Source organism: Streptomyces sp. NPDC058307, assembly GCF_042880295.1.
Classification (GTDB): domain Bacteria; phylum Actinomycetota; class Actinomycetes; order Streptomycetales; family Streptomycetaceae; genus Streptomyces.
In genome coordinates this window covers 2,315-28,786 of sequence record NZ_JBHVYZ010000041.1, presented here as the reverse complement: position 1 = coordinate 28,786, position 26,472 = coordinate 2,315, and the positions used below count along the sequence as shown (strand labels likewise).

The 26,472-nt window shown below is 66.8% G+C and carries 23 protein-coding genes and 1 tRNA gene; 2 read left to right on the top strand and 22 right to left on the bottom strand.

The features are described from left to right. The 3 genes from rplD to rpsJ all read right to left on the bottom strand — a co-directional run. Positions 1-492, bottom strand: a 492-nt coding sequence (rplD, locus tag ACFVYN_RS26695; RefSeq protein WP_390002560.1) for a 50S ribosomal protein L4, incomplete at its 3' end; no start/stop codon positions are given. 5 nt (positions 493-497) lie between these two features. Next, positions 498-1,142, bottom strand: coding sequence for a 50S ribosomal protein L3 (gene rplC / locus ACFVYN_RS26690; RefSeq protein WP_007384065.1), 645 nt, complete (start codon positions 1,140-1,142; stop codon positions 498-500). A gap of 17 nt (positions 1,143-1,159) precedes the next feature. After that, positions 1,160-1,468 carry a 30S ribosomal protein S10 gene (gene rpsJ, locus ACFVYN_RS26685; protein WP_003948644.1) on the bottom strand — a complete coding sequence of 103 codons (309 nt, stop codon included), beginning with the start codon at positions 1,466-1,468 and terminating at the stop codon, positions 1,160-1,162. A 428-nt stretch (positions 1,469-1,896) separates the two neighbouring features. Between rpsJ and ACFVYN_RS26680 the strand changes: the two genes are divergently transcribed. Then, positions 1,897-2,388: an ATP-binding protein gene (locus ACFVYN_RS26680; RefSeq protein ID WP_390002557.1), complete on the top strand. Its 492-nt coding sequence runs from the start codon at positions 1,897-1,899 to the stop codon at positions 2,386-2,388. Positions 2,389-2,431: 43 nt separating this feature from the next. On the opposite strand, the gene ACFVYN_RS26675 is transcribed toward ACFVYN_RS26680, so the two are convergent. The 19 genes from ACFVYN_RS26675 to ACFVYN_RS26585 form a co-directional block, all read right to left on the bottom strand. Then, complete coding sequence (locus ACFVYN_RS26675; protein ID WP_390002554.1) at positions 2,432-3,259, bottom strand: hypothetical protein; 828 nt, start codon at positions 3,257-3,259, stop codon at positions 2,432-2,434. Between the two features lie 73 nt (positions 3,260-3,332). Then, entirely contained in the window at positions 3,333-3,686 is a 354-nt protein-coding gene (locus ACFVYN_RS26670) for a hypothetical protein (protein WP_390002552.1), read from the bottom strand. Positions 3,687-3,761: 75 nt separating this feature from the next. Next, positions 3,762-4,946, bottom strand: a complete 1,185-nt coding sequence (locus ACFVYN_RS26665) for an acyltransferase family protein (protein WP_390002550.1) — start codon at positions 4,944-4,946, stop codon at positions 3,762-3,764. 217 nt (positions 4,947-5,163) lie between these two features. After that, the gene (gene tuf, locus ACFVYN_RS26660; RefSeq protein ID WP_390002547.1) at positions 5,164-6,357 is read right to left on the bottom strand and encodes an elongation factor Tu; all 1,194 of its coding nucleotides are present in this window, start codon (positions 6,355-6,357) and stop codon (positions 5,164-5,166) included. Positions 6,358-6,511: 154 nt separating this feature from the next. Beyond that, entirely contained in the window at positions 6,512-8,638 is a 2,127-nt protein-coding gene (gene fusA, locus ACFVYN_RS26655; protein WP_352389242.1) for an elongation factor G, read from the bottom strand. Positions 8,639-8,677: 39 nt separating this feature from the next. Continuing rightward, positions 8,678-9,148 (bottom strand): 30S ribosomal protein S7, encoded by a 471-nt coding sequence (gene rpsG / locus ACFVYN_RS26650; protein WP_007384059.1) that lies wholly within the window; start codon positions 9,146-9,148, stop codon positions 8,678-8,680. 2 nt (positions 9,149-9,150) lie between these two features. Next, positions 9,151-9,522 carry a 30S ribosomal protein S12 gene (rpsL, locus tag ACFVYN_RS26645; RefSeq protein ID WP_003948652.1) on the bottom strand — a complete coding sequence of 124 codons (372 nt, stop codon included), beginning with the start codon at positions 9,520-9,522 and terminating at the stop codon, positions 9,151-9,153. Positions 9,523-9,855: 333 nt separating this feature from the next. After that, positions 9,856-10,404 carry a DUF1707 and DUF4190 domain-containing protein gene (locus ACFVYN_RS26640; protein ID WP_390002640.1) on the bottom strand — a complete coding sequence of 183 codons (549 nt, stop codon included), beginning with the start codon at positions 10,402-10,404 and terminating at the stop codon, positions 9,856-9,858. Positions 10,405-10,660: 256 nt separating this feature from the next. Continuing rightward, positions 10,661-14,560 carry a DNA-directed RNA polymerase subunit beta' gene (locus ACFVYN_RS26635; protein WP_390002544.1) on the bottom strand — a complete coding sequence of 1,300 codons (3,900 nt, stop codon included), beginning with the start codon at positions 14,558-14,560 and terminating at the stop codon, positions 10,661-10,663. Between the two features lie 100 nt (positions 14,561-14,660). After that, positions 14,661-18,146, bottom strand: coding sequence for a DNA-directed RNA polymerase subunit beta (gene rpoB, locus ACFVYN_RS26630; protein ID WP_390002542.1), 3,486 nt, complete (start codon positions 18,144-18,146; stop codon positions 14,661-14,663). 557 nt (positions 18,147-18,703) lie between these two features. Then, positions 18,704-19,084 (bottom strand): 50S ribosomal protein L7/L12, encoded by a 381-nt coding sequence (rplL, locus tag ACFVYN_RS26625; protein ID WP_390002539.1) that lies wholly within the window; start codon positions 19,082-19,084, stop codon positions 18,704-18,706. Between the two features lie 115 nt (positions 19,085-19,199). Then, positions 19,200-19,730, bottom strand: coding sequence for a 50S ribosomal protein L10 (gene rplJ / locus ACFVYN_RS26620; protein ID WP_007384048.1), 531 nt, complete (start codon positions 19,728-19,730; stop codon positions 19,200-19,202). Between the two features lie 277 nt (positions 19,731-20,007). After that, positions 20,008-20,856 carry a DUF1396 domain-containing protein gene (locus tag ACFVYN_RS26615; protein WP_390002536.1) on the bottom strand — a complete coding sequence of 283 codons (849 nt, stop codon included), beginning with the start codon at positions 20,854-20,856 and terminating at the stop codon, positions 20,008-20,010. Between the two features lie 90 nt (positions 20,857-20,946). After that, a complete protein-coding gene (locus ACFVYN_RS26610; protein ID WP_390002533.1) occupies positions 20,947-21,789 on the bottom strand; it encodes an LppX_LprAFG lipoprotein in 843 nt (280 codons plus the stop codon). Positions 21,790-21,904: 115 nt separating this feature from the next. Continuing rightward, positions 21,905-22,630, bottom strand: coding sequence for a 50S ribosomal protein L1 (gene rplA / locus ACFVYN_RS26605; RefSeq protein ID WP_007384045.1), 726 nt, complete (start codon positions 22,628-22,630; stop codon positions 21,905-21,907). A gap of 86 nt (positions 22,631-22,716) precedes the next feature. Continuing rightward, positions 22,717-23,151, bottom strand: a complete 435-nt coding sequence (rplK, locus tag ACFVYN_RS26600) for a 50S ribosomal protein L11 (protein ID WP_006383482.1) — start codon at positions 23,149-23,151, stop codon at positions 22,717-22,719. A gap of 166 nt (positions 23,152-23,317) precedes the next feature. Next, entirely contained in the window at positions 23,318-24,223 is a 906-nt protein-coding gene (nusG, locus tag ACFVYN_RS26595; RefSeq protein ID WP_390002530.1) for a transcription termination/antitermination protein NusG, read from the bottom strand. Between the two features lie 80 nt (positions 24,224-24,303). Next, complete coding sequence (gene secE / locus ACFVYN_RS26590) at positions 24,304-24,591, bottom strand: preprotein translocase subunit SecE (RefSeq protein ID WP_352389252.1); 288 nt, start codon at positions 24,589-24,591, stop codon at positions 24,304-24,306. A 108-nt stretch (positions 24,592-24,699) separates the two neighbouring features. Further along, positions 24,700-24,772: transfer RNA gene (locus tag ACFVYN_RS26585), tRNA-Trp, on the bottom strand. A 247-nt stretch (positions 24,773-25,019) separates the two neighbouring features. Between ACFVYN_RS26585 and ACFVYN_RS26580 the strand changes: the two genes are divergently transcribed. Continuing rightward, complete coding sequence (locus tag ACFVYN_RS26580) at positions 25,020-26,246, top strand: pyridoxal phosphate-dependent aminotransferase (RefSeq protein ID WP_390002527.1); 1,227 nt, start codon at positions 25,020-25,022, stop codon at positions 26,244-26,246. Positions 26,247-26,472 lie beyond the last annotated feature (226 nt).

Genomic DNA, 26,472 nt, shown 5'->3' with positions numbered 1-26,472 from the left:
GGCATGTGGGGCGGGTCTTTCCCGTCCCTGTTGTTTCGGGCGGCCGTTTTTGTGGGGTTTGTTTGCGTGGGCGGCTTCGTGGGGGGGCCCCCCCCCCCCCCCGACGCCGGAGACGACGTGGATGCGGTTGTTGCGGGCCCGGTCGGTGAGGGCGTGGCGCAGGGCCGCGGCCTTCATCTTCTTCGGGGTCCGCTGCGAGTAGTCACGCGGGGTGGGGCCGTGAACGACGCCACCGCCGGCGAACTGCGGCGCACGGGTCGAGCCCTGACGGGCGCGGCCGGTGCCCTTCTGACGGTACGGCTTCTTGCCGCCACCGCGGACCTCGCCACGACGCTTGACCTTGTGCGTGCCCTGACGGGCGGCGGCCAGCTGCGCGACGACGACCTGGTGAAGCAGCGGGATGCTGATCTTCTCGACGTCGAAGATCTCGGCCGGGAGCTCTACGGTCCCGGCGGTGTCGCCGGAGGGCGACAGAATGTCAATGGTGCTCATAGTCCTCAGGCCCCCTTGGCCGCGGTGCGGACCAGGACGAGGCCGCCGTTCGGACCAGGAACCGCGCCCTTGATGAGCAGCAGGCCCTTCTCCGCGTCAACGGCGTGAACGGTCAGGTTCTGGGTGGTGACCCGCTCGTTGCCCATACGACCCGCCATGCGGAGGCCCTTGAACACGCGGCCCGGGGTGGCACAGCCACCGATGGAACCGGGAGAGCGGTGCTTGCGCTGGGTGCCGTGACCGGCGCCGAGGCCCTTGAAGTTGTGACGCTTCATGACACCGGCGAAGCCCTTGCCCTTGCTCTTGCCGGTCACGTCGACCTTGATGCCGGCCTCGAACACCTCAGCGGTGATCTCCTGGCCGAGGGTGTACTCGCTGGCGTCAGCGGTACGGATCTCGACGAGGTGGCGGCGGGGAGTGACGTCGGCCTTGGCGAAGTGGCCCTTGAGGGGCTTGTTCACCTTGCGCGGGTCGATCTCGCCGAACGCGATCTGGACGGACTCGTAGCCGTCGGCGTCGTTCGTACGGACCTGGGTCACGACATTGGGGCCGGCCTTGACGACGGTGACCGGAACAACACGGTTGTTCTCGTCCCACACCTGCGTCATGCCGAGCTTCTCGCCCAGGATGCCCTTGATCTGCTTAGCCATCTTTCAGATCACCGGCCTCAGAGCTTGATCTCGATGTCGACACCGGCCGGGAGGTCGAGTCGCATCAGAGAGTCAACGGTCTTGGGGGTCGGGTCGAGGATGTCGATCAGACGCTTGTGCGTGCGCATCTCGAAGTGCTCGCGCGAGTCCTTGTACTTGTGCGGCGACTTGATGACGCAGTACACGTTCTTCTCAGTGGGCAGCGGCACCGGGCCCGCGACCGACGCACCAGTACGCGTCACCGTCTCGACGATCTTCTTCGCCGAGCTGTCGATGACCTCGTGGTCGTAGGCCTTGAGCCGGATGCGGATCTTCTGTCCCGCCATGGCTACTCGTTAGTCCTGTCTCTCTACAGCTCTGGAACCCGGTGTTCCCTTGACCTTCTCCGACCCACGCGGTCGGGTGTGTCGCACTCTCACCGACACAGATGTCCCTTGTCCGAACATCTTTTGCCTGAGAAAGAAGTTCACCGGGTGCCTGGTCGGCGCCGCACTGACACTTCCCGAAAGATTCCCGTACGTCCGTCCCAGCGCTGCCTTACGGCAGTTGGAACGACGAGTACTGTGGGACTCGCTTCCGGTCCTCCCGGCGGGAGGCGCGCAGCATCAACACTCGACCGAGCAACCCCGCTAGTCTGCCATACGGGGCGGGGGCCTGGCCAATCGAGCCGGAGACCTTACCCCGAGAGTGACGTAGGTCAAACCAACTCGGCGTTCGGGGCACTGGCCGTCCCGGTCAGGGGAGGCCCCCAGCCATGGTCAAGGTGCGGCTCGAGACCAGTCGTGAGCACGTCGCCGAGCCGGCCCGGCTTCGGGATCCTGTCGGCGCTGTCGAAGAACTGATCTGGAACGCCGTGGACGCCGATGCCGAACACGTCGTCGTCACCTTGGAACGCAACGACCTGGGTGGGGTGGACAGGATCCCTGTCCAGGACGACGGCACTGGGATGCCGGCCGAGCACTGCGAGGAGTACTTGCTCCTCGACACCGCCGCCCGGCTCGACACGCTCCGGCGCCTGGAGGGCGGGTTCGTCGACCCGTGCGTGAGCGCCGCCATGCACGCGGTCCGGTTCGCCGCCACCATCATCTGGCCGACCGCCCCGCACATGCCGCCGCCTGGCTACCGTCAGGACAGCGAGGGCATCCTCGAACTCATCGCGCACTGGCGGGAGGCGGCACTCCAAATCGGCGAGTTCGCCCCGCCCCCCACCCTGCACCTGGTCAGCGACACGGCACCGCCCGCGTAGCCGCCCCCTCCCGGCAACTCGGTCCAGGCTCCGGTCGGCGACGTCAACGCACGTCGACGTGGTCCCCGCCGCTGGTCGCGGCCCCCGTCGTGTCGTTGCCCCCGTACGACCAGCGCCAGGTGCCGTCCTTCGAGGCGGTGACCGTGGTCTTCAGGGCGCCGGTGCTGCTTGACGTGACCTTCTTGACCGTGACGAAGGAGCTGGTGCCCGTCTCACGGAACTGCAGGCTGACCGAACGGCCGCCGTAGGCCCCGTACTTCTTGGTCGCCCAGTCCGCGCGGGTGAGCTTGCCGGTGACGGTGATCTGCCTGCCCTTGACGACCGGCTCCGGCGCGGCGTTCACGGTGACGTTCGCGGTCCGCTTCAGCCGGACGGTCAGGGACCGGGACTCGTGCTCCTCGGCCGCGAGGCTCCCGCTGGCCTTGAACAGGCGCAGGGTCACGCCGGTCTTCCAGGTGGTGGCATCACTGTTGGAGTCGACGTGGTCCCGACTCGGATGAGGGTCGATGTAGAGGGATCCCTCGCAGTCGGCCTTCTTGTCGCTGCGCTCGTAGCAGGTGTAGCCGCCCGGACCGATGTAGTTGTCCCCGGTGTCGGCCGCGTGCTTGAGATCTCCGCGGTAGAGGAAGGGGAACGCGTCGTACCGGAACGGGTCGCTCGTGCTGTACCCGGACGGCAGGGTGATCTTGAAGGTGATGGACGGCTCGACCGGCTTGGTCGTGCCGACGACGATCGGCTTGCCCTTGTTGATCACGATGTCGGACACCGTGATGCCGGTGTCCTGGGCCTGGGCCGCCGGGGCGTTCAGGAGGGTGAGGGCCAGGGCCCCCGCGAGCGCGATCCCGGTGGCCGCGCGTCTGCCAGTGGTCATTGCCACCTCTTTCGTGGTGCGGGACAGGAACCGCGCAGACTATCCCATGACCTGATCATGACGTTCGCTTGGGCTACGGCCAGTCCACCAGCGCCGCGAACACCACGTACACGACCGGCACCAGCGCCGGGGCCGCCAGTGCGAGGCCCGTCCGGCGGGCCGTGTTGCCGCGTTCCCACGGCAGGGCCCATCCGGCGGCCAGCAGGAACAGGACGACGCCCAGGCCCCCGAGCAGCACCGGGAAGGCGAGACCGAAGCTCGAATCGAAACGGTGGGCCTCGGTGGCCGCGCAGGAGTCGCAGGCCATCGCGGAGAGGCCGCCGACGACGTAGGTGAACAGACACGCGGGCAGGGTGAGGAGCGTCGAGAGCAGCGGGGCGACCCAGGCGCGGGTGGCGCGGTCGTCGTCGAGGGTGAGTTCCGGCATGGGTCCATGACAGCGCCCGGGAGCGCTCGGTCGCATGAGCGTTCGTACTCAGATGCCGGGGCCGTCGTACGGGATTCAGGTCCCGGCGTTCCTGAGCCGGGCGAACGACGTGTCCAGGCCCCGCTTCAGCAGCCGTGCCACCGGCCGTTCCACGAACCGGTGCACCAGCCAGCTCAGCAGCAGGAACCCGGCGACGACGGCGGCGACCAGCAGACGGGCGTCCATGGTGTCGCGCAGGCGGTTGATGACCGCCGTGCCGGCCGCGTAGTGCGTCAGGTAGAGGGGATACGTCAGCGCCCCCGCCGTCACCAGCCACTTCCAGCGGACGCAATCCGTGGCGCCGAGGGCGATGGCGACCATGGCGAGCAGGAACACGGTGAAGATCAGCACGCTCCCCCGCCAGCCCGACACACGCTCGACCTCGTCGATCCTGATGCCGAGTTCGCGCTGGCCCATCAGCCAGGCCATCGCGAGGATGCCCCACAGCAGCAGGTCCTGGCCGAAGCGGTGCATCAGGTAGAGGGCGAGGCCCGCGATGAAGTACCAGGCGCCCTCCGGGTTGGCGACCAGTTCCAGGAGGGGGAGCTTCGAGATCGGGGCGAGCATGGCGGCGGCGCCCCACACACAGCAGAAGACGACGACCTTGCGGTAGGTCAGGCCGCTCCACACGACCACCAGGAAGAGGATGTAGAAGCGGAGTTCCGACCAGAGGGTCCAGTAGACGCCGTCGACGTTCGGCACGCCCGAACCGGACTGGAGCATCGTGAAGTTGAGGAGTACGTCGCGCGTGCGCAGGCGGTCCCACACGCCCGGCAGGGCCAGCAGGACGGCCGTGGTGAAGACGATGGCGAACCAGTACGCCGGGTACAGCCGGATCACCCGTGACGTGAAGAACTGGCGGGGGGTACGGCCCCAGCAGGACATGCAGATCACGAAGCCGCTGATCACGAAGAAGATCTCGACGCCGATCCAGCCGTAGGAGGCGAACCGGAAGACCGTCGGCATGACGTCGGAGACCGGGCGGTCCCAGACGCGGTTGCCCGGCTGGTCGACGCGGCGGGTGCCGGCGTAGTGGTGCACGGCGACCATCAGGGCGGCGAGGAGCCGGATGCCGTCGATGGCGTACAGCCGACGGCCGGCGCGGTCGCGTACGACGGGGCGCCGGGCGGGGTCCGACAAGACGGGCCCAAGCGGCTGCTGCAGGCCGCCGACGACCCGTCGCGGTAACGACCTTCTGCTCTCCGCGCCCTGCATCGACACCTGCGTGTCCGTCCGTCCTCGCGAGGGAATCCGGGCCGGAAGCGGCCACCGGACGCCTCAGGCTACGACCCGCACAAGCACGCCACAGCGTGCGCTGCACAGAGTTCCCCCGGACTTCACCTGACGTCCTGCGAAGGAATGCGAAGGGGCCCGTACGACCGAAGTCGTACGGGCCCCTTCAGAGACCTACCGGGTCAGAGACCCGACCGGGCCGAGATCAGACAGTGATCTTGGTGACCTGGCCGGCGCCGACCGTCCGGCCACCCTCACGGATGGCGAACTTCAGGCCCTCTTCCATGGCGACGGGCTGGATGAGCTCCACCTTCATCTCGGTGTTGTCACCCGGCATGACCATCTCGGTGCCCTCGGGGAGGGTCACCACGCCGGTCACGTCCGTCGTCCGGAAGTAGAACTGCGGACGGTAGTTGTTGAAGAACGGCGTGTGGCGGCCACCCTCGTCCTTGGACAGGATGTAGGCCTGGGCCTCGAACTGGGTGTGCGGCGTGACCGAACCCGGCTTGATGATGACCTGGCCGCGCTCGACGTCCTCGCGCTTGATGCCACGAAGCAGCAGACCGACGTTCTCACCGGCCTGGCCCTCGTCGAGCAGCTTGCGGAACATCTCGATGCCGGTGACCGTGGTGGTGGTCTTCTCGGTCTTGATGCCGATGATGTCGACGGTCTCGTTGACCTTCAGGACACCACGCTCGATACGACCGGTGACGACGGTGCCACGACCGGTGATCGTGAAGACGTCCTCGATCGGCATCAGGAACGGCTTGTCGACGTCACGCTCGGGCTGCGGGATCGCCTCGTCGACGGCGGCCATCAGGTCGAGGACCGTCTGGCCCCATTCCTTGTCGCCCTCGAGCGCCTTGAGCGCCGAGACCTTGACGACCGGCAGGTCGTCGCCCGGGAACTCGTACTCGGAGAGCAGCTCACGAACCTCGAGCTCGACGAGCTCCAGGATCTCCTCGTCGTCCACCATGTCGGCCTTGTTCAGGGCGACGACGATGTAGGGAACACCGACCTGGCGGGCCAGGAGCACGTGCTCCTTGGTCTGCGGCATCGGGCCGTCGGTGGCGGCGACCACGAGGATGGCGCCGTCCATCTGCGCCGCACCCGTGATCATGTTCTTGATGTAGTCCGCGTGACCGGGGCAGTCGACGTGGGCGTAGTGACGCGTCTCGGTCTGGTACTCGACGTGCGCGATCGAGATGGTGATACCGCGCTGGCGCTCCTCGGGAGCCTTGTCGATCTGGTCGAAGGCCGAGGCCTCGTTCAGGTCCGGGTACGCGTCGTGCAGCACCTTGGTAATGGCGGCCGTAAGGGTCGTCTTACCGTGGTCGATGTGACCAATGGTGCCGATGTTGACGTGGGGCTTAGTCCGCTCGAACTTCGCCTTCGCCACGGGGTCCTCCTGTGGAGTGGTTCTGAACGCCTTGCTTCATCGGCGCCAGGTGATCTTTGCTGGAAAGCCTCGGCCCGGGGGCACTCCCCCACAAACGCGGGTGAATGCCCCTCCGGGCTCCGGAGTCAAGCCTAAAGCGTGCGAACGCGGTGCGTTACTCGCCCTTGGCCTTCGCGATGATCTCCTCGGCGACGTTCCGCGGAACCTCGGCGTAGGAGTCGAACTGCATCGAGTAGCTAGCGCGACCCGATGTCTTGCTGCGGAGGTCTCCGACGTAGCCGAACATCTCCGAGAGGGGCACGAGGCCCTTCACGACGCGGGCACCGGCCCGCTCCTCCATGGCCTGGATCTGACCACGGCGGGAGTTGATGTCGCCGATGACCTCACCCATGTAGTCCTCGGGCGTGGTGACCTCGACGGCCATCATCGGCTCGAGCAGCACGGGGCTTGCCTTGCGCGCGGCCTCCTTGAAGGCCTGCGAGCCGGCGATCTTGAACGCGAGCTCGGAGGAGTCGACCTCGTGGTAGGCACCGTCGAGAAGCGTGACGCGAACGCCCGTCATCTCGTACCCGGCGAGGATGCCGAACTGCATAGCCTCCTGCGCACCGGCGTCCACCGAAGGGATGTACTCCTTCGGGATACGGCCACCGGTCACCTTGTTCACGAACTCGTACGAGGCGTCGCCGCTCTCGATCGGCTCGATCGCGATCTGCACCTTGGCGAACTGGCCGGTTCCACCAGTCTGCTTCTTGTGCGTGTAGTCGACGCGCTCGACGGCCTTGCGGATCGTCTCGCGGTAGGCGACCTGCGGCTTGCCGACGTTGGCCTCGACCTTGAACTCACGGCGCATACGGTCGACCAGCACCTCGAGGTGCAGCTCGCCCATACCACCGATGATGGTCTGGCCGGTCTCCTCGTCCGAGTGGACCTGGAAGGAGGGGTCCTCCTCCGCGAGACGCTGGATGGCGACACCCAGCTTCTCCTGGTCACCCTTGGACTTGGGCTCGATGGCGACCTGGATCACCGGCGCCGGGAAGTCCATGGACTCCAGGATGACCGGGTTCTTGTCGTCGCTCAGCGTCTCACCGGTGGTGGTCTGCTTGAGGCCCATGACGGCGACGATGTCGCCGGCGCCCACCGACTCGATCTCCTCACGCTTGTTCGCGTGCATGCGGTAGATCTTGCCGATGCGCTCCTTCTTGCCCTTGACGGAGTTCAGCACCGCGGAGCCGGACTCCAGGCGACCGGAGTAGATCCGGACGAAGGTGAGCTTGCCCAGGTGCGGGTCGCTCATGATCTTGAACGCCAGCGCGGACAGCGGCTCGTCGTCGGACGGCTTGCGCTTGACGACCAGCTCGGGGTCCTTCACGTCGTGGCCCTCGATGGCCTCGACGTCGAGCGGGGTCGGCAGGTAGCGCACGACCGCGTCGAGCAGGGGCTGAACGCCCTTGTTCTTGAACGCGGTGCCACAGAACACCGGGGTGACGGTGACGCCGTCGGACTTGCCGGACGCGATGGTGATGCGACGGATCGCGGCGTACAGCTGCTCCTCGGTGGGCTCCTGGCCCTCCAGGAACAGCTCCATGATCTCGTCGTCGTTCTCCGCGACGGCCTCGACCAGCTTGCCGCGGTACTCCTCGGCAGCCTCGGTGTGCGTGGCCGGGATGTCGACGACGTCGTACATCTCGCCCTTCGCCGCCTCGGCGGACCACACGAGCGCCTTCATGCGGACCAGGTCCACAACGCCCTTGAAGTCCATCTCGGCGCCGATCGGCAGCTGCATGACGAGCGGGACGGCGCCCAGACGGTCCGAGATCATGTCCACACAGCGGTGGAACTCGGCGCCGGTACGGTCCAGCTTGTTCACGAAGCAGATGCGCGGCACGCCGTAACGGTCGGCCTGACGCCACACCGTCTCGGACTGCGGCTCGACACCCGCGACACCGTCGAACACCGTGACGGCACCGTCGAGGACGCGGAGCGAACGCTCCACCTCGACCGTGAAGTCGACGTGCCCGGGGGTGTCGATGATGTTGATCGTGTAGTCGTCGTCCTCGAGCGGCCAGTGACAGGTGGTGGCAGCAGAGGTGATCGTGATGCCACGCTCCTGCTCCTGCTCCATCCAGTCCATGGTGGCGGCGCCGTCGTGGACCTCACCGATCTTGTAGCTGACGCCGGTGTAGAAGAGGATCCGCTCGGTGGTGGTCGTCTTGCCCGCGTCGATGTGGGCCATGATCCCGATGTTGCGGACCTTGGCCAGGTCAAGTGAAGTGGTAGCCATAAGGCTTCAGTCTTCTCTCGGTCTCGATGGGGTCTGCGACTACCAGCGGTAGTGCGCGAAGGCCTTGTTGGACTCGGCCATCTTGTGGGTGTCCTCGCGCTTCTTGACGGCCGCACCGAGGCCGTTCGAAGCGTCGAGAAGCTCGTTGAGCAGACGCTCGGTCATGGTCTTCTCGCGACGGGCGCGGGAGTAACCGACCAGCCAGCGCAGCGCCAGCGTGTTGGCGCGGCCGGGCTTGACCTCGACCGGCACCTGGTAGGTGGCGCCACCGACACGGCGGGACTTGACCTCAAGCGTGGGCTTGATGTTCTCCAGCGCGCGCTTCAGCGTGATGACCGGGTCGTTGCTGGTCTTCTCGCGCAGGCCCTCCATGGCGCCGTACACGATGCGCTCGGCGGTGGAGCGCTTGCCGTTCAGCAGCACCTTGTTGATCAGCGAGGTGACAAGAGGAGAACCGTAGACCGGGTCGATGATGACCGGGCGCTTCGGGGCGGGGCCCTTACGAGGCATTCTTACTTCTCCTTCTTGGCGCCGTAGCGGCTGCGGGCCTGCTTGCGGTTCTTGACACCCTGGGTGTCGAGCGAACCACGGATGATCTTGTAGCGAACACCGGGCAGGTCCTTCACACGGCCGCCGCGCACGAGCACGATGGAGTGCTCCTGCAGGTTGTGTCCCTCACCCGGAATGTAAGCAGTGACCTCGATCCCGCTGGTCAGACGCACACGCGCGACCTTACGCAGGGCCGAGTTCGGCTTCTTCGGGGTGGTCGTGAACACGCGCGTGCAGACGCCACGGCGCTGGGGCGAACCCTCGAGCGCGGGCGTCTTGTTCTTCTCGACCTTGTCCTGCCGGCCCTTCCGGACCAGCTGCTGGATCGTAGGCACTACTTCTCCGGTTTCTGTGTGCCGAGTGTGAAGCTAACCTGGAACATCGCCGACCCACGCGGTCGGGTGTGTCGAAGCCGCGGACTCCCGCCGCAAGGCGAAAAGGGCGCAGATTACGGTGGCCGCTTACGACTCCCCCTATGCGGTTGAAGGCACGCACGGGAGCCAGGGCACACCCCAGGCACAAGGTCTGAGCGTACCCAGCTGATTCGCTGCGGTCAAAACAGATGGACGAGCGCAACCTCTCGGTGCGGCCGGTGTCAAGCCCCTACGCCGTGGATGATCTTCGATTTCACATGGTGCACACGCGCGAGCGGCGTCTCCTCGCGGTGCTCACCCGGAGGCGAGGCCCACCGCGATCAGCAGCGTCATCACGACCGACCACGCGGCGATCGACAGCCAGCCGAACACGAGCCCGGTCAGCGCGAGCCCGTCGCCGCCCTCTCCGGTCCGCTCGATCTCGGCCCGCGCCGCGTGTCCGAGGATCACCGCCGGAATCCCGGTGAACCCGAAGGTCGGCACGCACAGCAGCCCGCACACGGCGGCTCCGACCGCCTTCCCGTTGGCCCGCGGCCGCGGGGCGGGCAGGAACGTCCGCGGTACGGCCGTGACGGGCACAGGATGCGGCATGGGCCCCAGCGGCAGGTCGGACACCAGCAGCGCCAGCTCCCCGACGGTACGCGCGCCGTACGCCCGCTCCACCCGCTTGTCGAACTCCGCCTTCTCCAGCCGCCCCTCCCCGTACCCGGCCCGCAGCACATCGACGGCCCGCTCGCGGTCGGCGTGGGAGGCGAGCATGGCGGAGCCGGCGGGCTGTGGGGCGGCATACGGGGGCCAGGGACGGGCCACAGGGGCGCCCGCGCCGGACCAGGGCCCCGCCAGGGGGCCGTCTCTTCCCGGCCCTGACGGCGACTCGTCCTTGCCCTGCCACGGTTGCCATGACGGTTGCGACACAGGAGCACCCCCTGGGCGGTCGAATGCCTCCATGATGCTCCAACGCTGCGATACCGGGACAGGTTCCCGCATCTCCAGCGGGAAACCCCCGGCCGGCCCAGCCCCGAGGCACCTGGATACCGCCCGAGCACGCCGGAGGGCGGCCACCCCACAGGGTGACCGCCCTCCGACTCAAGCAACCCGATTACTGGTTGTACGGCCCGTAGTCGTAGTCCTCCAGCGGAACAGCCTGGCCGGACCCCGTGCCGAACGGCGAGTAGTCGATGTCGTCGTAGCCGACGGCCGAGTACATCGCGGCCTTGGCCTCCTCGGTCGGCTCGACCCGGATGTTGCGGTAGCGGGACAGACCCGTACCGGCCGGGATGAGCTTACCGATGATGACGTTCTCCTTGAGGCCGATGAGGCTGTCGGACTTGGCGTTGATCGCCGCGTCCGTCAGGACTCGGGTCGTCTCCTGGAAGGAGGCGGCCGACAGCCAGGATTCCGTCGCCAGCGAGGCCTTGGTGATACCCATCAGCTGCGGACGACCGGAGGCCGGGTGACCGCCCTCCTGGACCACACGACGGTTCTCGGTCTCGAACTTCGAGCGCTCGACCAGCTCGCCGGGCAGCAGCTCGGCGTCGCCGGACTCGATGATCGTCACACGGCGCAGCATCTGCCGGATGATGATCTCGATGTGCTTGTCGTGGATCGACACACCCTGCGAGTTGTAGACCTTCTGGACCTCGCCGACCAGGTGGACCTGGACGGCACGCTGACCCAGGATGCGCAGCACGTCGTGCGGGTTGGTGGCACCCACGGTGAGCTTCTGGCCCACCTCGACGTGCTCGCCCTCGCTGACCAGGAGTCGGGCGCGCTTCGAGATCGGGAACGCCGTCTCGTCGCTGCCGTCGTCCGGCGTGATGACGATCTTCTTGGTCTTCTCGGTCTCCTCGATCCGCACGCGGCCCTGGGCCTCGGAGATCGGGGCGACACCCTTCGGGGTACGGGCCTCGAAGAGCTCGACGACACGCGGCAGACCCTGGGTGATGTCGTCACCGGCCACACCACCGGTGTGGAAGGTACGCATCGTCAGCTGGGTACCGGGCTCACCGATGGACTGGGCGGCGATGATGCCGACCGCCTCACCGATGTCGACCAGCTTGCCGGTGGCCAGCGAGCGGCCGTAGCACATGGCGCAGGTGCCGACGGCGGACTCGCAGGTCAGGACCGAGCGGGTCTTGACCGTGGAGACGCCGTGCCGGACGAGCTCGTCGATGAGGACGTCGCCGAGGTCGGTGTTGGCCGGGGCCAGCACCTTTCCGTCGACCGTGATGTCCTCGGCCAGCGCACGTGCGTACACGCTGGTCTCGACGTCGTCCGCCTTGCGCAGCACGCCGTCCGCGCCGACCTCCGCGATCTTGAGCTTGAGGCCGCGGTCGGTGCCGCAGTCCTCCTCGCGGATGATGACGTCCTGCGAGACGTCCACCAGACGACGGGTCAGGTAACCCGAGTCGGCGGTACGCAGGGCGGTGTCCGCCAGACCCTTACGGGCACCGTGCGTGGAGATGAAGTACTCCAGCACGGACAGGCCCTCACGGAAGGACGCCTTGATCGGACGCGGAATCGTCTCGTTCTTGGCGTTCGACACCAGACCACGCATACCGGCGATCTGCCGCATCTGCATCATGTTTCCTCGGGCACCCGAGTCAACCATCATGAAGATGGGGTTCGTCTTGGGGAAGTTCGCGTTCATCGCCTCGGCGACCTCGTTGGTCGCCTTGGTCCAGATCGCGATGAGCTCCTGCGTGCGCTCTTCCTTGGTGATCAGACCGCGCTCGTACTGCTTCTGGACCTTCTCGTCCTGCGCCTCGTAGCCCTTGACGATCTCCTTCTTCGCCTCGGGAACGACGACGTCGGAGATGGCCACGGTGACACCGGAACGGGTCGCCCAGTAGAAGCCCGCCGCCTTCAGGTTGTCGAGCGTCGCCGCCACGATGACCTTGGGGTAGCGCTCGGCCAGGTCGTTGACGATCTCGGAGAGCTGCTTCTTGCCCACCGAGTAGTCGACGAACGGGTAGTCCTCGGGCAGCAGCTCGTTGAAGAGCGCGCGGCCCAGGGTGGTGCGCAGGCGGAAGGTGTCCCCCTGCTGCCACTCGGGCTCGCCCTCCTCCTGCGCCGGCGGCGTCCAGCCACGCGGCGGGATGGTGCCCACCGGGAAGCGGATGTCGATCGGCGACTGCAGCGCCAGCTCGCCGGCGTCGAACGCCATGATCGCCTCGGCCGTGGAGCCGAACGCGCGGCCCTCGCCCTTGGTGTCACGCAGCTCGCCGTCGGTGGTGAGGAAGAACAGACCGAGGACCATGTCCTGGGTCGGCATCGTCACCGGACGGCCGTCGGCGGGCTTGAGGATGTTGTTCGAGGACAGCATCAGGATGCGGGCCTCGGCCTGCGCCTCCGCGGACAGCGGAAGGTGTACGGCCATCTGGTCGCCGTCGAAGTCCGCGTTGAACGCGGTGCAGACGAGCGGGTGGATCTGGATGGCCTTGCCCTCGACCAGCTGCGGCTCGAAGGCCTGGATGCCGAGGCGGTGCAGGGTGGGCGCACGGTTCAGCAGAACCGGGTGCTCGGCGATGACCTCTTCGAGGACGTCGTACACGACCGTGCGGCCGCGCTCCACCATGCGCTTGGCGCTCTTGATGTTCTGCGCGTGGTTCAGGTCCACCAGGCGCTTCATCACGAACGGCTTGAACAGCTCCAGCGCCATCGCCTTCGGCAGACCGCACTGGTGCAGCTTGAGCTGCGGACCGACGACGATCACGGAACGCGCGGAGTAGTCCACACGCTTGCCGAGCAGGTTCTGACGGAAACGACCCTGCTTGCCCTTCAGCATGTCGCTGAGGGACTTCAGCGGGCGGTTGCCGGGACCGGTGACCGGACGACCACGACGACCGTTGTCGAAGAGGGCGTCAACAGCCTCCTGAAGCATGCGCTTCTCGTTGTTGACGATGATCTCGGGCGCGCCGAGGTCGAGGAGCCTCTTCAGACGGTTGTTGCGGTTGATCACACGGCGGTACAGGTCGTTCAGGTCGGAGGTCGCGAAGCGGCCACCGTCCAGCTGCACCATCGGGCGGAGGTCCGGCGGGATGACCGGGACGCAGTCGAGGACCATGCCCTTGGGGCTGTTGGAGGTCTGCAGGAAGGCAGACACGACCTTCAGCCGCTTCAGCGCACGGGTCTTCTTCTGGCCCTTGCCGGTACGGATGATCTCGCGGAGACGCTCGGCCTCCTCGTCGAGGTCGAAGGACTCCAGGCGCTTCTGCAGCGCCGCGGCACCCATCGAACCGTCGAAGTACGTGCCGAAGCGGTCACGCAGCTCGCGGTAGAGCAGCTCGTCACCTTCGAGGTCCTGGACCTTGAGGTTCTTGAAGCGGGTCCACACCTCGTCGAGACGGTCGATCTCGCGCTGCGCACGGTCGCGCAGCTGCTTCATCTCACGCTCGGCGCCCTCGCGCACCTTGCGGCGCACGTCGGCCTTGGCGCCCTCGGCCTCCAGCTCGGCCAGGTCGCTTTCCAGCTTCTTGGCGCGGGCCTCGAGGTCGGCGTCGCGACGGTTCTCGACCTGCTGACGCTCCACGGAGACGTGCGCCTCCAGGGAGGGCAGGTCACGCGTGCGGCGCTCCTCGTCGACGAACGTGATCATGTACGCCGCGAAGTAGATGACCTTCTCGAGGTCCTTCGGGGCGAGGTCGAGCAGGTAGCCAAGGCGCGACGGGACGCCCTTGAAGTACCAGATGTGCGTGACGGGGGCGGCCAGTTCGATGTGGCCCATCCGCTCACGACGCACCTTGGCGCGAGTGACCTCGACGCCGCAGCGCTCACAGATGATGCCCTTGAACCGGACACGCTTGTACTTGCCGCAGTAGCACTCCCAGTCCCGGGTCGGACCGAAGATCTTCTCGCAGAAGAGTCCGTCCTTTTCGGGCTTGAGGGTGCGGTAGTTGATGGTCTCGGGCTTCTTGACCTCGCCGTGGCTCCACTGACGGATGTCGTCAGCGGTGGCCAGACCGATCCGGAGCTCATCGAAGAAGTTGACGTCGAGCACTATGCGTCAATCCCTCTCAGGGTTGTAAGTCTTAGGGGTCTGAAACGGGGGTCCAGGGGCCGGCCGGAGGTCCTCACCAGGTCCTCCGGCCGGACTCCCGTCAGACCTCTTCGACGCTGCTCGGCTCGCGCCGGGACAGGTCGATGCCGAGCTCTTCCGCCGCGCGGAAGACGTCCTCGTCGGTGTCGCGCATCTCGATGGACATGCCGTCCGAGGACAGCACCTCCACGTTGAGGCACAGGGACTGCATCTCCTTGATGAGCACCTTGAAGGACTCGGGGATGCCGGGCTCGGGGATGTTCTCGCCCTTGACGATGGCCTCGTAGACCTTCACGCGGCCGGTGACGTCGTCGGACTTGATGGTCAGCAGCTCCTGGAGGGCGTACGCGGCGCCGTATGCCTCCAGCGCCCACACCTCCATCTCACCGAAGCGCTGGCCACCGAACTGGGCCTTACCACCCAGCGGCTGCTGGGTGATCATCGAGTACGGACCGGTCGAACGCGCGTGCAGCTTGTCGTCGACCAGGTGGTGGAGCTTGAGGATGTACATGTAGCCGACCGAGATCGGCTCCGGGAACGGCTCGCCGGAGCGGCCGTCGAACATCCTCGCCTTACCGGTGGGCTGCACCATGCGCTCACCGTCGCGGTTCGGGATGGTGTGCTGCAGCAGACCCGCGAGCTCGTCCTCACGCGCACCGTCGAAGACGGGGGTGGCGACGTTGGTGCCCGGGTCGACCTGGTCGGCACCGATGACCTGCAGGCGCTTGGCCCAGTCCTCGCCGAGGCCGGAGACGTCCCAGCCGCGGCTGGCGAGCCAGCCGAGGTGGATCTCCAGGACCTGTCCCGGGTTCATTCGGGACGGCACACCGAGCGGGTTGAGGATGATGTCGACCGGGGTCCCGTCCTCGAGGAACGGCATGTCCTCGATGGGCAGGATCTTGGAGATGACACCCTTGTTGCCGTGCCGGCCGGCGAGCTTGTCACCGTCCGTGATCTTGCGCTTCTGCGCCACGTAGACACGAACCAGCTGGTTCACGCCCGGCGGCAGCTCGTCGCCCTCTTCACGGTCGAAGACGCGGACGCCGATGACCTTGCCGATCTCGCCGTGCGGCACCTTCAGCGAGGTGTCACGGACCTCACGGGCCTTCTCACCGAAGATCGCGCGCAGCAGGCGCTCCTCCGGCGTCAGCTCGGTCTCACCCTTGGGCGTGACCTTGCCGACGAGGATGTCACCGGCGACGACCTCGGCACCGATACGGATGATGCCGCGCTCGTCGAGGTCGGCGAGGACCTCCTCGGAGACGTTCGGGATGTCCCGGGTGATCTCCTCGGGGCCGAGCTTGGTGTCACGGGCGTCGACCTCGTGCTCCTCGATGTGGATCGAGGAGAGGACGTCGTCCTGCACGAGGCGCTGCGACAGGATGATCGCGTCCTCGTAGTTGTGACCCTCCCACGGCATGAACGCCACGAGCAGGTTCTTGCCCAGCGCCATCTCGCCGTTCTCGGTGGCCGGACCGTCGGCGAGGACCTGACCGGTGATGATCCGGTCGCCCTCGTTGACGATGACCTTCTGGTTCACCGAGGTGCCCTGGTTGGAGCGCGAGAACTTGGCGAGGCGGTACGTGATGTACGTGCCGTCGTCGTTGGCGGTGGTGATGTAGTCCGCGGAGACCTCCTGGACCACACCGTCCTTCTCGGCCTTGACCACGTCGCCGGCGTCGACTGCGGAGCGGTACTCCATGCCGGTGCCGACGAGCGGGGCCTCGCTCTTGATGAGCGGGACGGCCTGGCGCATCATGTTCGCGCCCATGAGGGCACGGTTGGCGTCGTCGTGCTCGAGGAACGGGATCATGGCGGTCGCGACCGACACCATCTGGCGCGGCGAGACGTCCATGTAGTCGACGTCGTCACCGGGGACGTAGTCGACCTCGCCGCCACGACGGCGGACCAGGACCCGGGACTCCTCGAACCGCATGTCGTCGTTGAGCGTGGCGTTGGCCTGCGCGATGACGAAGCGGTCCTCCTCGTCGGCCGTCAGGTAGTCCACCTCGTCGGTGACGACACCGTCGGTGACCCGGCGGTAGGGCGTCTCCACGAAGCCGAACGCGTTGACGCGGCCGTAGGAGGCGAGCGAACCGATCAGACCGATGTTCGGGCCTTCGGGCGTCTCGATCGGGCACATGCGTCCGTAGTGGGACGGGTGCACGTCACGGACCTCGAAGCCGGCCCGCTCACGGGAGAGACCACCCGGGCCAAGAGCCGACAGGCGGCGCTTGTGGGTGAGACCCGACAGCGGGTTGTTCTGGTCCATGAACTGCGACAGCTGGCTGGTGCCGAAGAACTCCTTGATGGAGGCGACGACCGGCCGGATGTTGATCAGGGTCTGCGGCGTGATCGCCTCGACGTCCTGGGTCGTCATGCGCTCACGCACGACGCGCTCCATACGAGCCAGACCCGTACGGACCTGGTTCTGGATGAGCTCGCCGACGCTGCGCAGACGACGGTTGCCGAAGTGGTCGATGTCGTCGGTCTCGACGACGATGCTGCCACCGCTGTCGCCGACCGTCTCGGTCTCGCCCGCGTGCAGCTTCACCAGGTACTTGATCGTCGAGATGATGTCCTCGACGGTCAGGATGCCCGCGTCCAGCGGAGCGTCCGCACCCAGCTTCTTGTTGACCTTGTAGCGGCCGACCTTGGCGAGGTCGTAACGCTTGGGGTTGAAGTAGAGGTTCTCCAGAAGAGTCTGGGCGGCCTCACGGGTGGGGGGCTCGCCCGGACGCAGCTTGCGGTAGATGTCGAGCAGCGCGTCGTCCTGGCCCTGGGTGTGGTCCTTCTCCAGGGTGGCGCGCATCGACTCGTACTCGCCGAACTCCTCCAGGATCTGCTCGGTGGTCCACCCGAGAGCCTTCAGGAGCACGGTGACGGACTGCTTGCGCTTGCGGTCGATGCGGACACCGACCATGTCGCGCTTGTCGATCTCCATCTCCAGCCAGGCACCCCGGGACGGGATGATCTTGGCCGAGAAGATGTCCTTGTCGGACGTCTTGTCGATGGAGGAGTCGAAGTAGACACCCGGCGAGCGGACCAGCTGGGACACCACGACACGCTCGGTGCCGTTGATGACGAAGGTGCCCTTGCCCGTCATGAGCGGGAAGTCGCCCATGAAGACCGTCTGGGACTTGATCTCGCCGGTCTCGTTGTTGGTGAATTCGGCCGTCACGAAGAGCGGAGCCGCGTACGTGAAGTCGCGCTCCTTGCACTCGTCGATGCTGTTCTTCGGCGGCTCGAAACGGTGGTCGCGGAACGTCAGCGACATCGACCCGGAGAAGTCCTCGATCGGGGAGATCTCCTCGAAGATCTCCTCCAGACCGGACTTGGTGGGGACGTCCTGACCGGACTCAAGAGCCTCCTCGACCCGACTCTGCCAGGCGGAGTTCCCGAGCAGCCAGTCAAAGCTCTCGGTCTGCAGCGCGAGCAGGTTGGGAACCTCGAGAGGCTCCTTGATCTTTGCAAAAGAGATGCGCAGCGGGGCGGTGCTGGCGGCGTTGTTCGTATTCGCGGTCGAGGCAGTGCGCGAGGCGGCCAAGAGGGGGTCCTTCCGAGGGCTCGGACTCACTACGCGCTCCCCGGGCCCTCCTCCGCGGCACAGAGACAGGTTTCTCCGATTCGGCCAAGAGGCCAGGTCGGAGATGTCCGGTCATCGGTGCTGAGGCGAGGGCAGACCCCTGGTGACGGGCAGGGGACAGCTAACAGGCAGCGCAAAGGGTCAGTGTAGCCACTTGGCGCACTGATGTCCAGCCCTGCTTTTCTGCCCAGTCTTCAAAAACTCTCGCTGCCCTCAACGTCCTCGTCATGGTGCCCTCAACGCACGTTGATACTGCCCTCTTCGTCGCCGATCCATGCCTCGGATTCGGACCGTTCTGGCGACGCGTCCTGAGAATTGCGCGCTGCGTGCGGTTCGTCAAGGCCCCCCTGCCGGAACCTGAGGTTCCGGGAGACACGACGAAGATCACCATACCCCTCGCCCACGAGGCCGCAAGGCAACCGTGACCGCGCCTCCAGGAACGCCGAAGAGCGACCACCCGGATGGATGATCGCTCTTCGGTGCTTGCGCGTTACAGGCCCATGGAGACCTGTGGGGTGTTACTTGACCTCGACGGAGGCGCCGGCGCCCTTGAGGGACTCGGCGGCCTTCTCGGCGGCGTCCTTGGCGACCTTCTCGAGGACGGGCTTCGGGGCGCCGTCCACGAGGTCCTTGGCCTCCTTCAGACCCAGGGAGGTCAGCTCACGCACGACCTTGATGACCTGGATCTTCTTCTCGCCGGCACCGGTGAGGATGACGTCGAACTCGTCCTTCTCCTCCTCGACCGGGGCAGCGGCGGACGGGCCGACCGGGGCGGCGGCGACGGCCGCGGCGGCGGTGACGTCGAACTTGTCCTCGAAGGCCTTCACGAACTCGGAGAGCTCGATGAGGGTCATCTCCTCGAACTGCGCGAGCAGGTCTTCCTGGCTGAGCTTCGCCATGAGGGGCGATCCTTCCACTAATGTCGGCAGGTGCCGGTTGTATCGATACGGCGGGCGTACTTACGGCCCGCTGCGACCCGCGCCTCAGGCGGCGTGGATCAATGCGCGAGCCGAGTTACTCGGCACCGCCCTGCTCGTCCTGCTTGGCGCGAAGCGCGTCCACGGTGCGGACGAGCTTCGACGGGAGCGCCTGGAAGACCTGAGCAGCCTGAGTCTGCTTGCCCTTGAAGGCGCCCGCCAGCTTGGCGAGCAGAACCTCGCGGGACTCGAGGTCCGCGAGCTTCTTGATCTCATCGGCGGACAGCGCCTTGCCGTCAAGGACACCGCCCTTGATGACGAGGTTCGGGTTGTCCTTGGCGAAGTCACGAAGACCCTTCGCCGACGTCACCGGGTCACCGGTGATGAAGGCAACCGCTGTCGGACCGTTGAACAGGTCGTCGAGCGTCGAGATCCCGGCCTCGTTGGCCGCGATCTTGGTCAGCGTGTTCTTCACCACGGCGTACTGGGCGTCTTCACCGAGCGAACGACGCAGCGTCTTGAGCTGCGCCACGGTGAGACCCCGGTACTCGGTCAGCACGGCGGCGTTCGAGCTGCGGAACTGCTCCGTCAGCTCGGCTACCGCGGCAGCCTTGTCGGGCCTTGCCATAGAGCGTCGGCCTCCTTCCGGGTGATGAGGACCGCTCGGAAGGGGCTGCACAAAACGAAACGCCCCGGCGCAGGCGCACGGGGCGTAGCTCTACCGGAATCACTGACGCGATCCTGGGAACAGTTCCACGGTCACCTGCGCGGGTCGTCCGCAGTTTTCAGCGGATCCTTCGGCCACCGCCCCCTCTTACGAGGACACGGCAACGACCAGCGGTCTTTGGCTTCTGTAGGAGCGTACGTGACCGGATCCCTGTCAAGCAAATCCGGTCCTACGACGTTCAGCTGTTCTGGAGTTCCTTCATCATCTCGGCCAGGTCCGCGGTGTCCTTGGCGGGCGGCGCCGTGACGGTCACCGGCTTGTTGTAGTCGAGGAAGGTGAAGGTCAGGTCGAGCTTGCCCTTGTCGGCGGCGCCCCGCATGCGGAACTGCTTGGCGTGGTCCTCGCCGTCGACCCACATGTCCATCGTGAACTTGTCCAGGCCCAGCTTCTGGAACTGCTCAAGGCTCTTCTTGCGCTGCTCCACCACGGACTTGTCCGCGTCCTTGAAGGAGGCCTGGATCTCGGCGAGGGTGACATCACCCGCGTAGTGGGTCGTCTTGACGCCGTCGACCGTCTCGGTGCCGACCTTCTTCACGTCCTTGGCGCCGTTGAGGAACGCGGACATGCTGGCCGGGTTCTGGTCGGCCTGGCCGGCGCCAGGCGCGGCCCCGCCGAGACCGTCCTTGCCGAGCCCGGACAGGTCGAACTTCATCCACTTCTTGCCGTCCATCTCCTTGGCCAGGTCGGCGTTGCCGCCGATGTACATGGCCTTGTCGACGAGCCGGATCTCGGCGGAGCCCTCCTTGAGCGACGTCATCTTCATGCTCATCGCGATGTCGGGCTTGGTCCGCATGGAGGCCTCGGCCTGGACCTGCCCCTGCTGGGGGATCTCGCCCTTCATGCGGTAGCGGAAGGAGGTGATCTCCTCCGTGTTCTTCGCCGCCTTGGCGACCGCCGCCGCGGGCGTCATCTTCGGCGATTCCTCGCCCCCCTTGGAACAGCTCACCGCACCCGCGGCGAGGGCCACGGCGGCGAGCCCGGCGCCGATGGTCCGGCGGCGCGCGGAACGGCGTACAGAAGTAGCCATTGATTCCCCCCAAGGAACACATGGTCGATTCACAGCAAGACCGCGAGCTTAACCGAGAGGGGCGCGAGGGGTCCGTGAATTCCCCACGGCTCAGGTCGGGTTGGTGCTCGACTGTGACAGGAGGGTCTTGAAGTCCTCGGTGTCCGCGGCCGGCGGCTTCTGTACGGCGACCTTGACGCCGTAGTCGCTGTAGTGGGCGGTCTGGGTCACCCTGCCGTTCGCCGTGCTGGTCTTTTCGACCTTCTTGACCAGCAGGTCCTTCTCGTTGACCCAGATGTCGACGGTCTCGGCGGTGACCTCGGCGTCCTGGAGGCGCCGGCGGAGCCCGGTGTCGGTGACGTTCTCGACGTCCACGGTGCCGGTGTAGTGCGTGGTGCTCTGGCCGTCCACGGTCTCCCGGCCGAGCGCGCGCACGTCGTCGGAGTCCAGCAGCAGCCGCACCGACTGGTCGGGGGTGGTGGAGCGCATCTGGTCGGCGAGGTCGGCGCCGCCGCCGAGGGTCTTCAGGTCGTCGTAGGCGTACCTGAGCCAGTGCTTGCCGCCCGTTTTCGCGGCGAAGGTGTCGCCCATGCGCGCGTAGTAGGCGTCGGAGAGGTAGCGGGCCTGCATGGAGGTGACGCCGAGACCGCGCATCGTCTCGGCCGCGGTGCCGCCGGTGTAGTCGATGGTGAGGGCGCCGGAGAGGGAGCCGCGCCAGGCGAGGACGCCGTCGGCCGTGAGGGACAGCTGGGTGCCCATCACGGTGGTGGACCTCACCCGGGCGGTCCGGGCCCGCTCGGTGGAGTGCTCGGCGGTGCGCAGGGCGGGGAGGGAGGCGGGGGCCGGGGCCGTGGGCTTCGCCTTCTCCGGCCGGTCGGCGGAACCGGAGGACGTACAGGCGGCGAGTCCCACCAGTGCGGCGGCCGTGGTGAGCCGGACCGTCGTCCTCTTCATGCGTCCCCCTGGTGCAGGTGCCCTGCTCGCACGCTAACTCAGAGCACGCTCCCCGCACATGGGAACGGGCCCCGCACCTCGGAAGGTGCTGGGGCCCGTGGAACCTGCCGGTGGCTCAGACCGCGGCCGGGTCCTCCTCGACGAGGAGGTTGCGGGTGCGGTTGGAGTCCAGCGGAATGCCGGGGCCCATCGTGGTGCTGATGGCGGCCTTCTTGATGTACCGGCCCTTGGCGGCGGACGGCTTCAGACGGAGGATCTCCTCCAGCGCCGCGCCGTAGTTCTCCACCAGCTTGGTGTCGTCGAACGACGTCTTGCCGATGATGAAGTGCAGGTTCGAGTGCTTGTCGACGCGGAACTCGATCTTGCCGCCCTTGATGTCGTTGACAGCCTTGGTGACATCGGGGGTGACGGTGCCGGTCTTGGGGTTCGGCATGAGGCCACGGGGACCGAGCACGCGGCCGAGGCGGCCGACCTTGCCCATGAGGTCCGGGGTGGCGACGACGGCGTCGAAGTCCAGACGGCCCTTCGACACCTCGTCGATGAGCTCGTCGGCGCCGACGATGTCGGCGCCCGCGGCACGAGCGGCCTCGGCACGGTCACCGGTCGCGAAGACCAGGACCCGGGCGGTCTTACCGGTGCCGTGCGGGAGGTTCACGGTGCCACGGACCATCTGGTCCGCCTTGCGCGGGTCGACACCCAGACGGAAGGCGACCTCGACGGTGCCGTCGAACTTCGACGTGGAGGTCTCCTTGGCGAGACGGACGGCCTCGAGCGGGGCGTACAGCTTCTCCCGGTCGATCTTCTCGTCCGCAGCGCGAAGGGCCTTGCTGCGCTTGCTCACAACTGCTCCTGTGTGTTCTGAAAGGAGTCGTGGTACGGGCCGAGCAGGCCCTGCCACTTCTGCTTGGTGTACGGGGGGGGTGGGGATCAGCCCTCGACCGTGATGCCCATGGAGCGGGCGGTGCCAGCGATGATCTTGGACGCGGCGTCCAGGTCGTTGGCGTTCAGGTCGGGGAGCTTGGTCGTGGCGATCTCACGGACCTGCGCCTGGGTGATCTTGGCGACCTTGGTCTTGTGCGGCTCGCCGGAGCCCTTCTCCACGCCCGCGGCCTTGAGGATCATCTTCGCGGCCGGCGGGGTCTTGGTGATGAAGGTGAAGGAGCGGTCCTCGTAGACCGTGATCTCCACCGGGATGACCCAGCCACGCTGCGACTCGGTCGCGGCGTTGTAGGCCTTGCAGAACTCCATGATGTTGACGCCGTGCTGACCGAGCGCGGGGCCGACCGGCGGGGCGGGGTTCGCCGCACCGGCGTTGATCTGGAGCTTGATGAGCCCCGTGACCTTCTTCTTCTTGGGAGGCATAGCTCTCCGGGTCCTTTCGATTCGGGTCCTGCCTGCCTACGGGGACCACCCGAACGCAGGCATACCGCACAACGATAGCGGGTATAGATGCGCGGCCAAAAACCGAGCAGGTCAGGCGAGCTGTGACAGCCCGCCTGACCTGGTCGGAAGCTCTGTCCGGAAGAAGCTAGTTCTTCTGGATCTGGTCGAAGCTCAGCTCGACCGGGGTCTCGCGGCCGAAGATCTCGACGAGGCCCTTGACCTTCTTCGAGTCGGCGTTGATCTCGTTGATCGTGGCCTGCAGCGTGGCGAACGGGCCGTCGGTGACGGTGACCGAGTCGCCGACCTCGAAGTCCAGCACCTGGACCTCGACCTTGCGCTGCGGAGCCGGCTTGCCCTCGGCCTCGGCGGCCTCGCGGGCGGCCTTCTCCTCGGCCTCCGGGGCGAGCATCTTGACGATCTCGTCCAGGGTCAGCGGGTACGGGTCGTAGGCGTTGCCCACGAAGCCGGTGACGCCGGGGGTGTTGCGGACGACGCCCCAGGACTCGTTCGTCAGGTCCATGCGCACCAGCACATAGCCGGGGAGCTTGTTCTGGCGGATGGTCTTGCGCTCGCCGTTCTTGATCTGCGCGACCTCTTCCTGCGGCACCTCGGCCTGGAAGATGAAGTCCTCGACGTTCAGCGAGACGGCACGCTGCTCGAGGTTGGTCTTCACGCGGTTCTCGTAACCGGCGTAGGTGTGGATGACGTACCACTCGCCGGGCAGGGTCCGCAGTTCCTCGCGGAGGGCGGCGACGGGGTCGACCGGCTCGGCCGGCTCCTCCTCGGCTTCCGCCTCTTCGGCGTCCTCGACGGCCTCGATGTCGCCACCGGACTCGTCCTCGACGGCCTCGATGTCGCCACCGGACTCGTCTTCGGCGTCCTCTGCGTCCTCGTCCTCGACGTGGAGGGCGGCTTCCTCGGCGGGCTCGCCGGCCTCGGCGTCGGCAGCCTCGACCTCGTCCGGGTCCTCGTCCGCGCCCTCGACGATGTCGAGCTCGTCGTCGACAGACTCGTCGGGCTCGATGGCGTCGTTCAGGTTCTGGTCAGACACGGTGGCTGCTTCTTCCTGGATACAAGGGGTGGAACATGCGAAAAGGGGCGCCGGTAACCGCGGCGCCCTTCGCTCTGTGCTCAGCCGAATACGTACTTGGCGGCGTGGTTGAGTCCATAGTCAATCACGGTCACCAGGCCGATCATGACGAGAACGAAGACGATCACCACGGTCGTGTACGTCGTCAGCTGGTTCCGCGACGGCCAGACGACCTTGCGGAGTTCTGCGACGATCTGCCGGTAGAAGGTGGCAAGACGCTTCAGCGGGCCCTTCTTGGCACGCTTGCCGCCCTTGCGGACCTTCTTCTTGGTGTCCGGCACTTCGTCCTGGGCGCCAGGCGTGTCGATGGAGCCCACGGCATCCGCCATTCGTCCTCACCTGTTCCCGGGTCGTGGCCGTGCCGCGCCCGGTTGGAGCCGCACGGCGGTGCATTGCTGTACGTACATGCGCACACATCCTGGCGAAGGTGTGTGTAGCAGGGCCGGAGGGACTTGAACCCCCAACCGCCGGTTTTGGAGACCGGTGCTCTACCAATTGAGCTACGACCCTTTGTGTGCCCCCCAACGTACCGCATCCGACCGGGTGCTCGGTGTGCACCTGGACGGCGGCTGCTGAAGGCCAACGAGGTGAGAGTGTACGTGGTCCACAGCCCTCCGTCGAACAGAAAGTGCCCGTACGGGGCTTGGGGGAGGAAGATCGCCCAGCGTGCGAGGTGAATCCGGACGGTTGTTCAGTCGTTGTTCAGTCTGTGAAACCCGTGTGCCGGGGGAGTTTCCGGTCTGGAACGATGGGCCCCATGAGCCCTGCAACCCCTCCCACCGAGCGCCGTGTCTCCGCCCGAGTCGGCGCGATCTCCGAGTCCGCCACCCTCGCCGTGGACGCCAAGGCCAAGGCCCTCAAGGCCGCGGGGCGGCCGGTGATCGGCTTCGGCGCCGGTGAACCGGACTTCCCTACCCCGGACTACATCGTCCAGGCCGCGATCGAGGCCTGCTCGAACCCGAAGTACCACCGCTACACGCCGGCCGGCGGGCTGCCCGAGCTGAAGGCCGCGATCGCCGCGAAGACGCTGCGCGACTCCGGCTACGAGGTCGACGCGTCCCAGATCCTGGTGACCAACGGCGGCAAGCAGGCGATCTACGAGGCCTTCGCCGCGATCCTCGACCCGGGCGACGAGGTCATCGTCCCGGCGCCGTACTGGACGACCTACCCGGAGTCGATCCGGCTGGCCGGCGGTGTCCCGGTGGAGGTCGTCGCCGACGAGACGACCGGCTACCGGGTCTCCGTCGAGCAGCTGGAGGCGGCCCGCACCGAGAAGACGAAGGTCGTCCTCTTCGTCTCCCCCTCCAACCCGACCGGCGCCGTCTACAGCGAGGCCGAGACCGAGGCGATCGGCCGCTGGGCCGTCGAGCACGGCCTGTGGGTGCTGACGGACGAGATCTACGAGCACCTCGTCTACGGCGACGCGGTGTCCGTGTCGCTGCCCGCGCTCCTGCCCGAGCTGCGCGACAAGTGCGTCGTCGTCAACGGTGTCGCCAAGACGTACGCCATGACGGGCTGGCGGGTGGGCTGGATCATCGGTCCGAAGGACGTCGTCAAGGCCGCGACCAACCTCCAGTCGCACGCCACGTCCAACGTCTCGAACGTCGCCCAGGTCGCGGCCCTCGCCGCGGTCTCCGGCAACCTCGACGCGGTGGCTCAGATGCGCACGGCCTTCGACCGCCGCCGCAAGACGATCGTCCGCATGCTCAACGAGATCGACGGCGTGCTCTGCCCGGAGCCCGAGGGCGCCTTCTACGCGTACCCGTCGGTCAAGGCCCTGCTCGGCAAGGAGATCCGCGGCAAGCGGCCGCAGGACACGGTCGAGCTGGCCGCGCTGATCCTGGAGGAGGCCGAGGTCGCGGTCGTCCCGGGCGAGGCCTTCGGCACTCCGGGTTATCTGCGGCTGTCGTACGCGCTGGGTGACGAGGATCTCGTCGAGGGCGTCTCGCGGATCCAGAAGCTGCTGGCGGAGGCGCGCGACTGAGATCGCCCTAGCTCGCACAAAAAAATGGGGTCCCCTCGCGTGAGGGGGCCCCATTTTTTGTGCGAGCAAGACCACTAAAGGGGAAAGCGGTACCGGGACGCCCGTGACGTACGGCAGGATCCTGGAATGGAGCGTGTACGTGATGTCTCTGAGCTGCCGAAAGCCCATCTGCACCTGCACTTCACCGGATCCATGCGGCCGGGGACGGTTCTGGAGCTGGCCGTAC

Excerpts from the sequence above, each read along its gene's own strand:
- ACFVYN_RS26580 (WP_390002527.1), top strand. The coding sequence starts at position 25,020 with ATGAGCCCTGCAACCCCTCCCACCGAGCGCCGTGTCTCCGCCCGAGTC.
- ACFVYN_RS26610 (WP_390002533.1), bottom strand. The coding sequence starts at position 21,789 with ATGAAGAGGACGACGGTCCGGCTCACCACGGCCGCCGCACTGGTGGGA.
- ACFVYN_RS26675 (WP_390002554.1), bottom strand. The coding sequence starts at position 3,259 with ATGACCACTGGCAGACGCGCGGCCACCGGGATCGCGCTCGCGGGGGCC.
- ACFVYN_RS26615 (WP_390002536.1), bottom strand. The coding sequence starts at position 20,856 with ATGGCTACTTCTGTACGCCGTTCCGCGCGCCGCCGGACCATCGGCGCC.
- rpsJ (WP_003948644.1), bottom strand. The coding sequence starts at position 1,468 with ATGGCGGGACAGAAGATCCGCATCCGGCTCAAGGCCTACGACCACGAG.
- rplC (WP_007384065.1), bottom strand. The coding sequence starts at position 1,142 with ATGGCTAAGCAGATCAAGGGCATCCTGGGCGAGAAGCTCGGCATGACG.
- rpsG (WP_007384059.1), bottom strand. The coding sequence starts at position 9,148 with ATGCCTCGTAAGGGCCCCGCCCCGAAGCGCCCGGTCATCATCGACCCG.
- rplK (WP_006383482.1), bottom strand. The coding sequence starts at position 23,151 with ATGCCTCCCAAGAAGAAGAAGGTCACGGGGCTCATCAAGCTCCAGATC.
- secE (WP_352389252.1), bottom strand. The coding sequence starts at position 24,591 with ATGGCGGATGCCGTGGGCTCCATCGACACGCCTGGCGCCCAGGACGAA.
- ACFVYN_RS26670 (WP_390002552.1), bottom strand. The coding sequence starts at position 3,686 with ATGCCGGAACTCACCCTCGACGACGACCGCGCCACCCGCGCCTGGGTC.
- fusA (WP_352389242.1), bottom strand. The coding sequence starts at position 8,638 with ATGGCTACCACTTCACTTGACCTGGCCAAGGTCCGCAACATCGGGATC.
- ACFVYN_RS26680 (WP_390002557.1), top strand. The coding sequence starts at position 1,897 with ATGGTCAAGGTGCGGCTCGAGACCAGTCGTGAGCACGTCGCCGAGCCG.
- rplJ (WP_007384048.1), bottom strand. The coding sequence starts at position 19,730 with ATGGCAAGGCCCGACAAGGCTGCCGCGGTAGCCGAGCTGACGGAGCAG.
- rplL (WP_390002539.1), bottom strand. The coding sequence starts at position 19,084 with ATGGCGAAGCTCAGCCAGGAAGACCTGCTCGCGCAGTTCGAGGAGATG.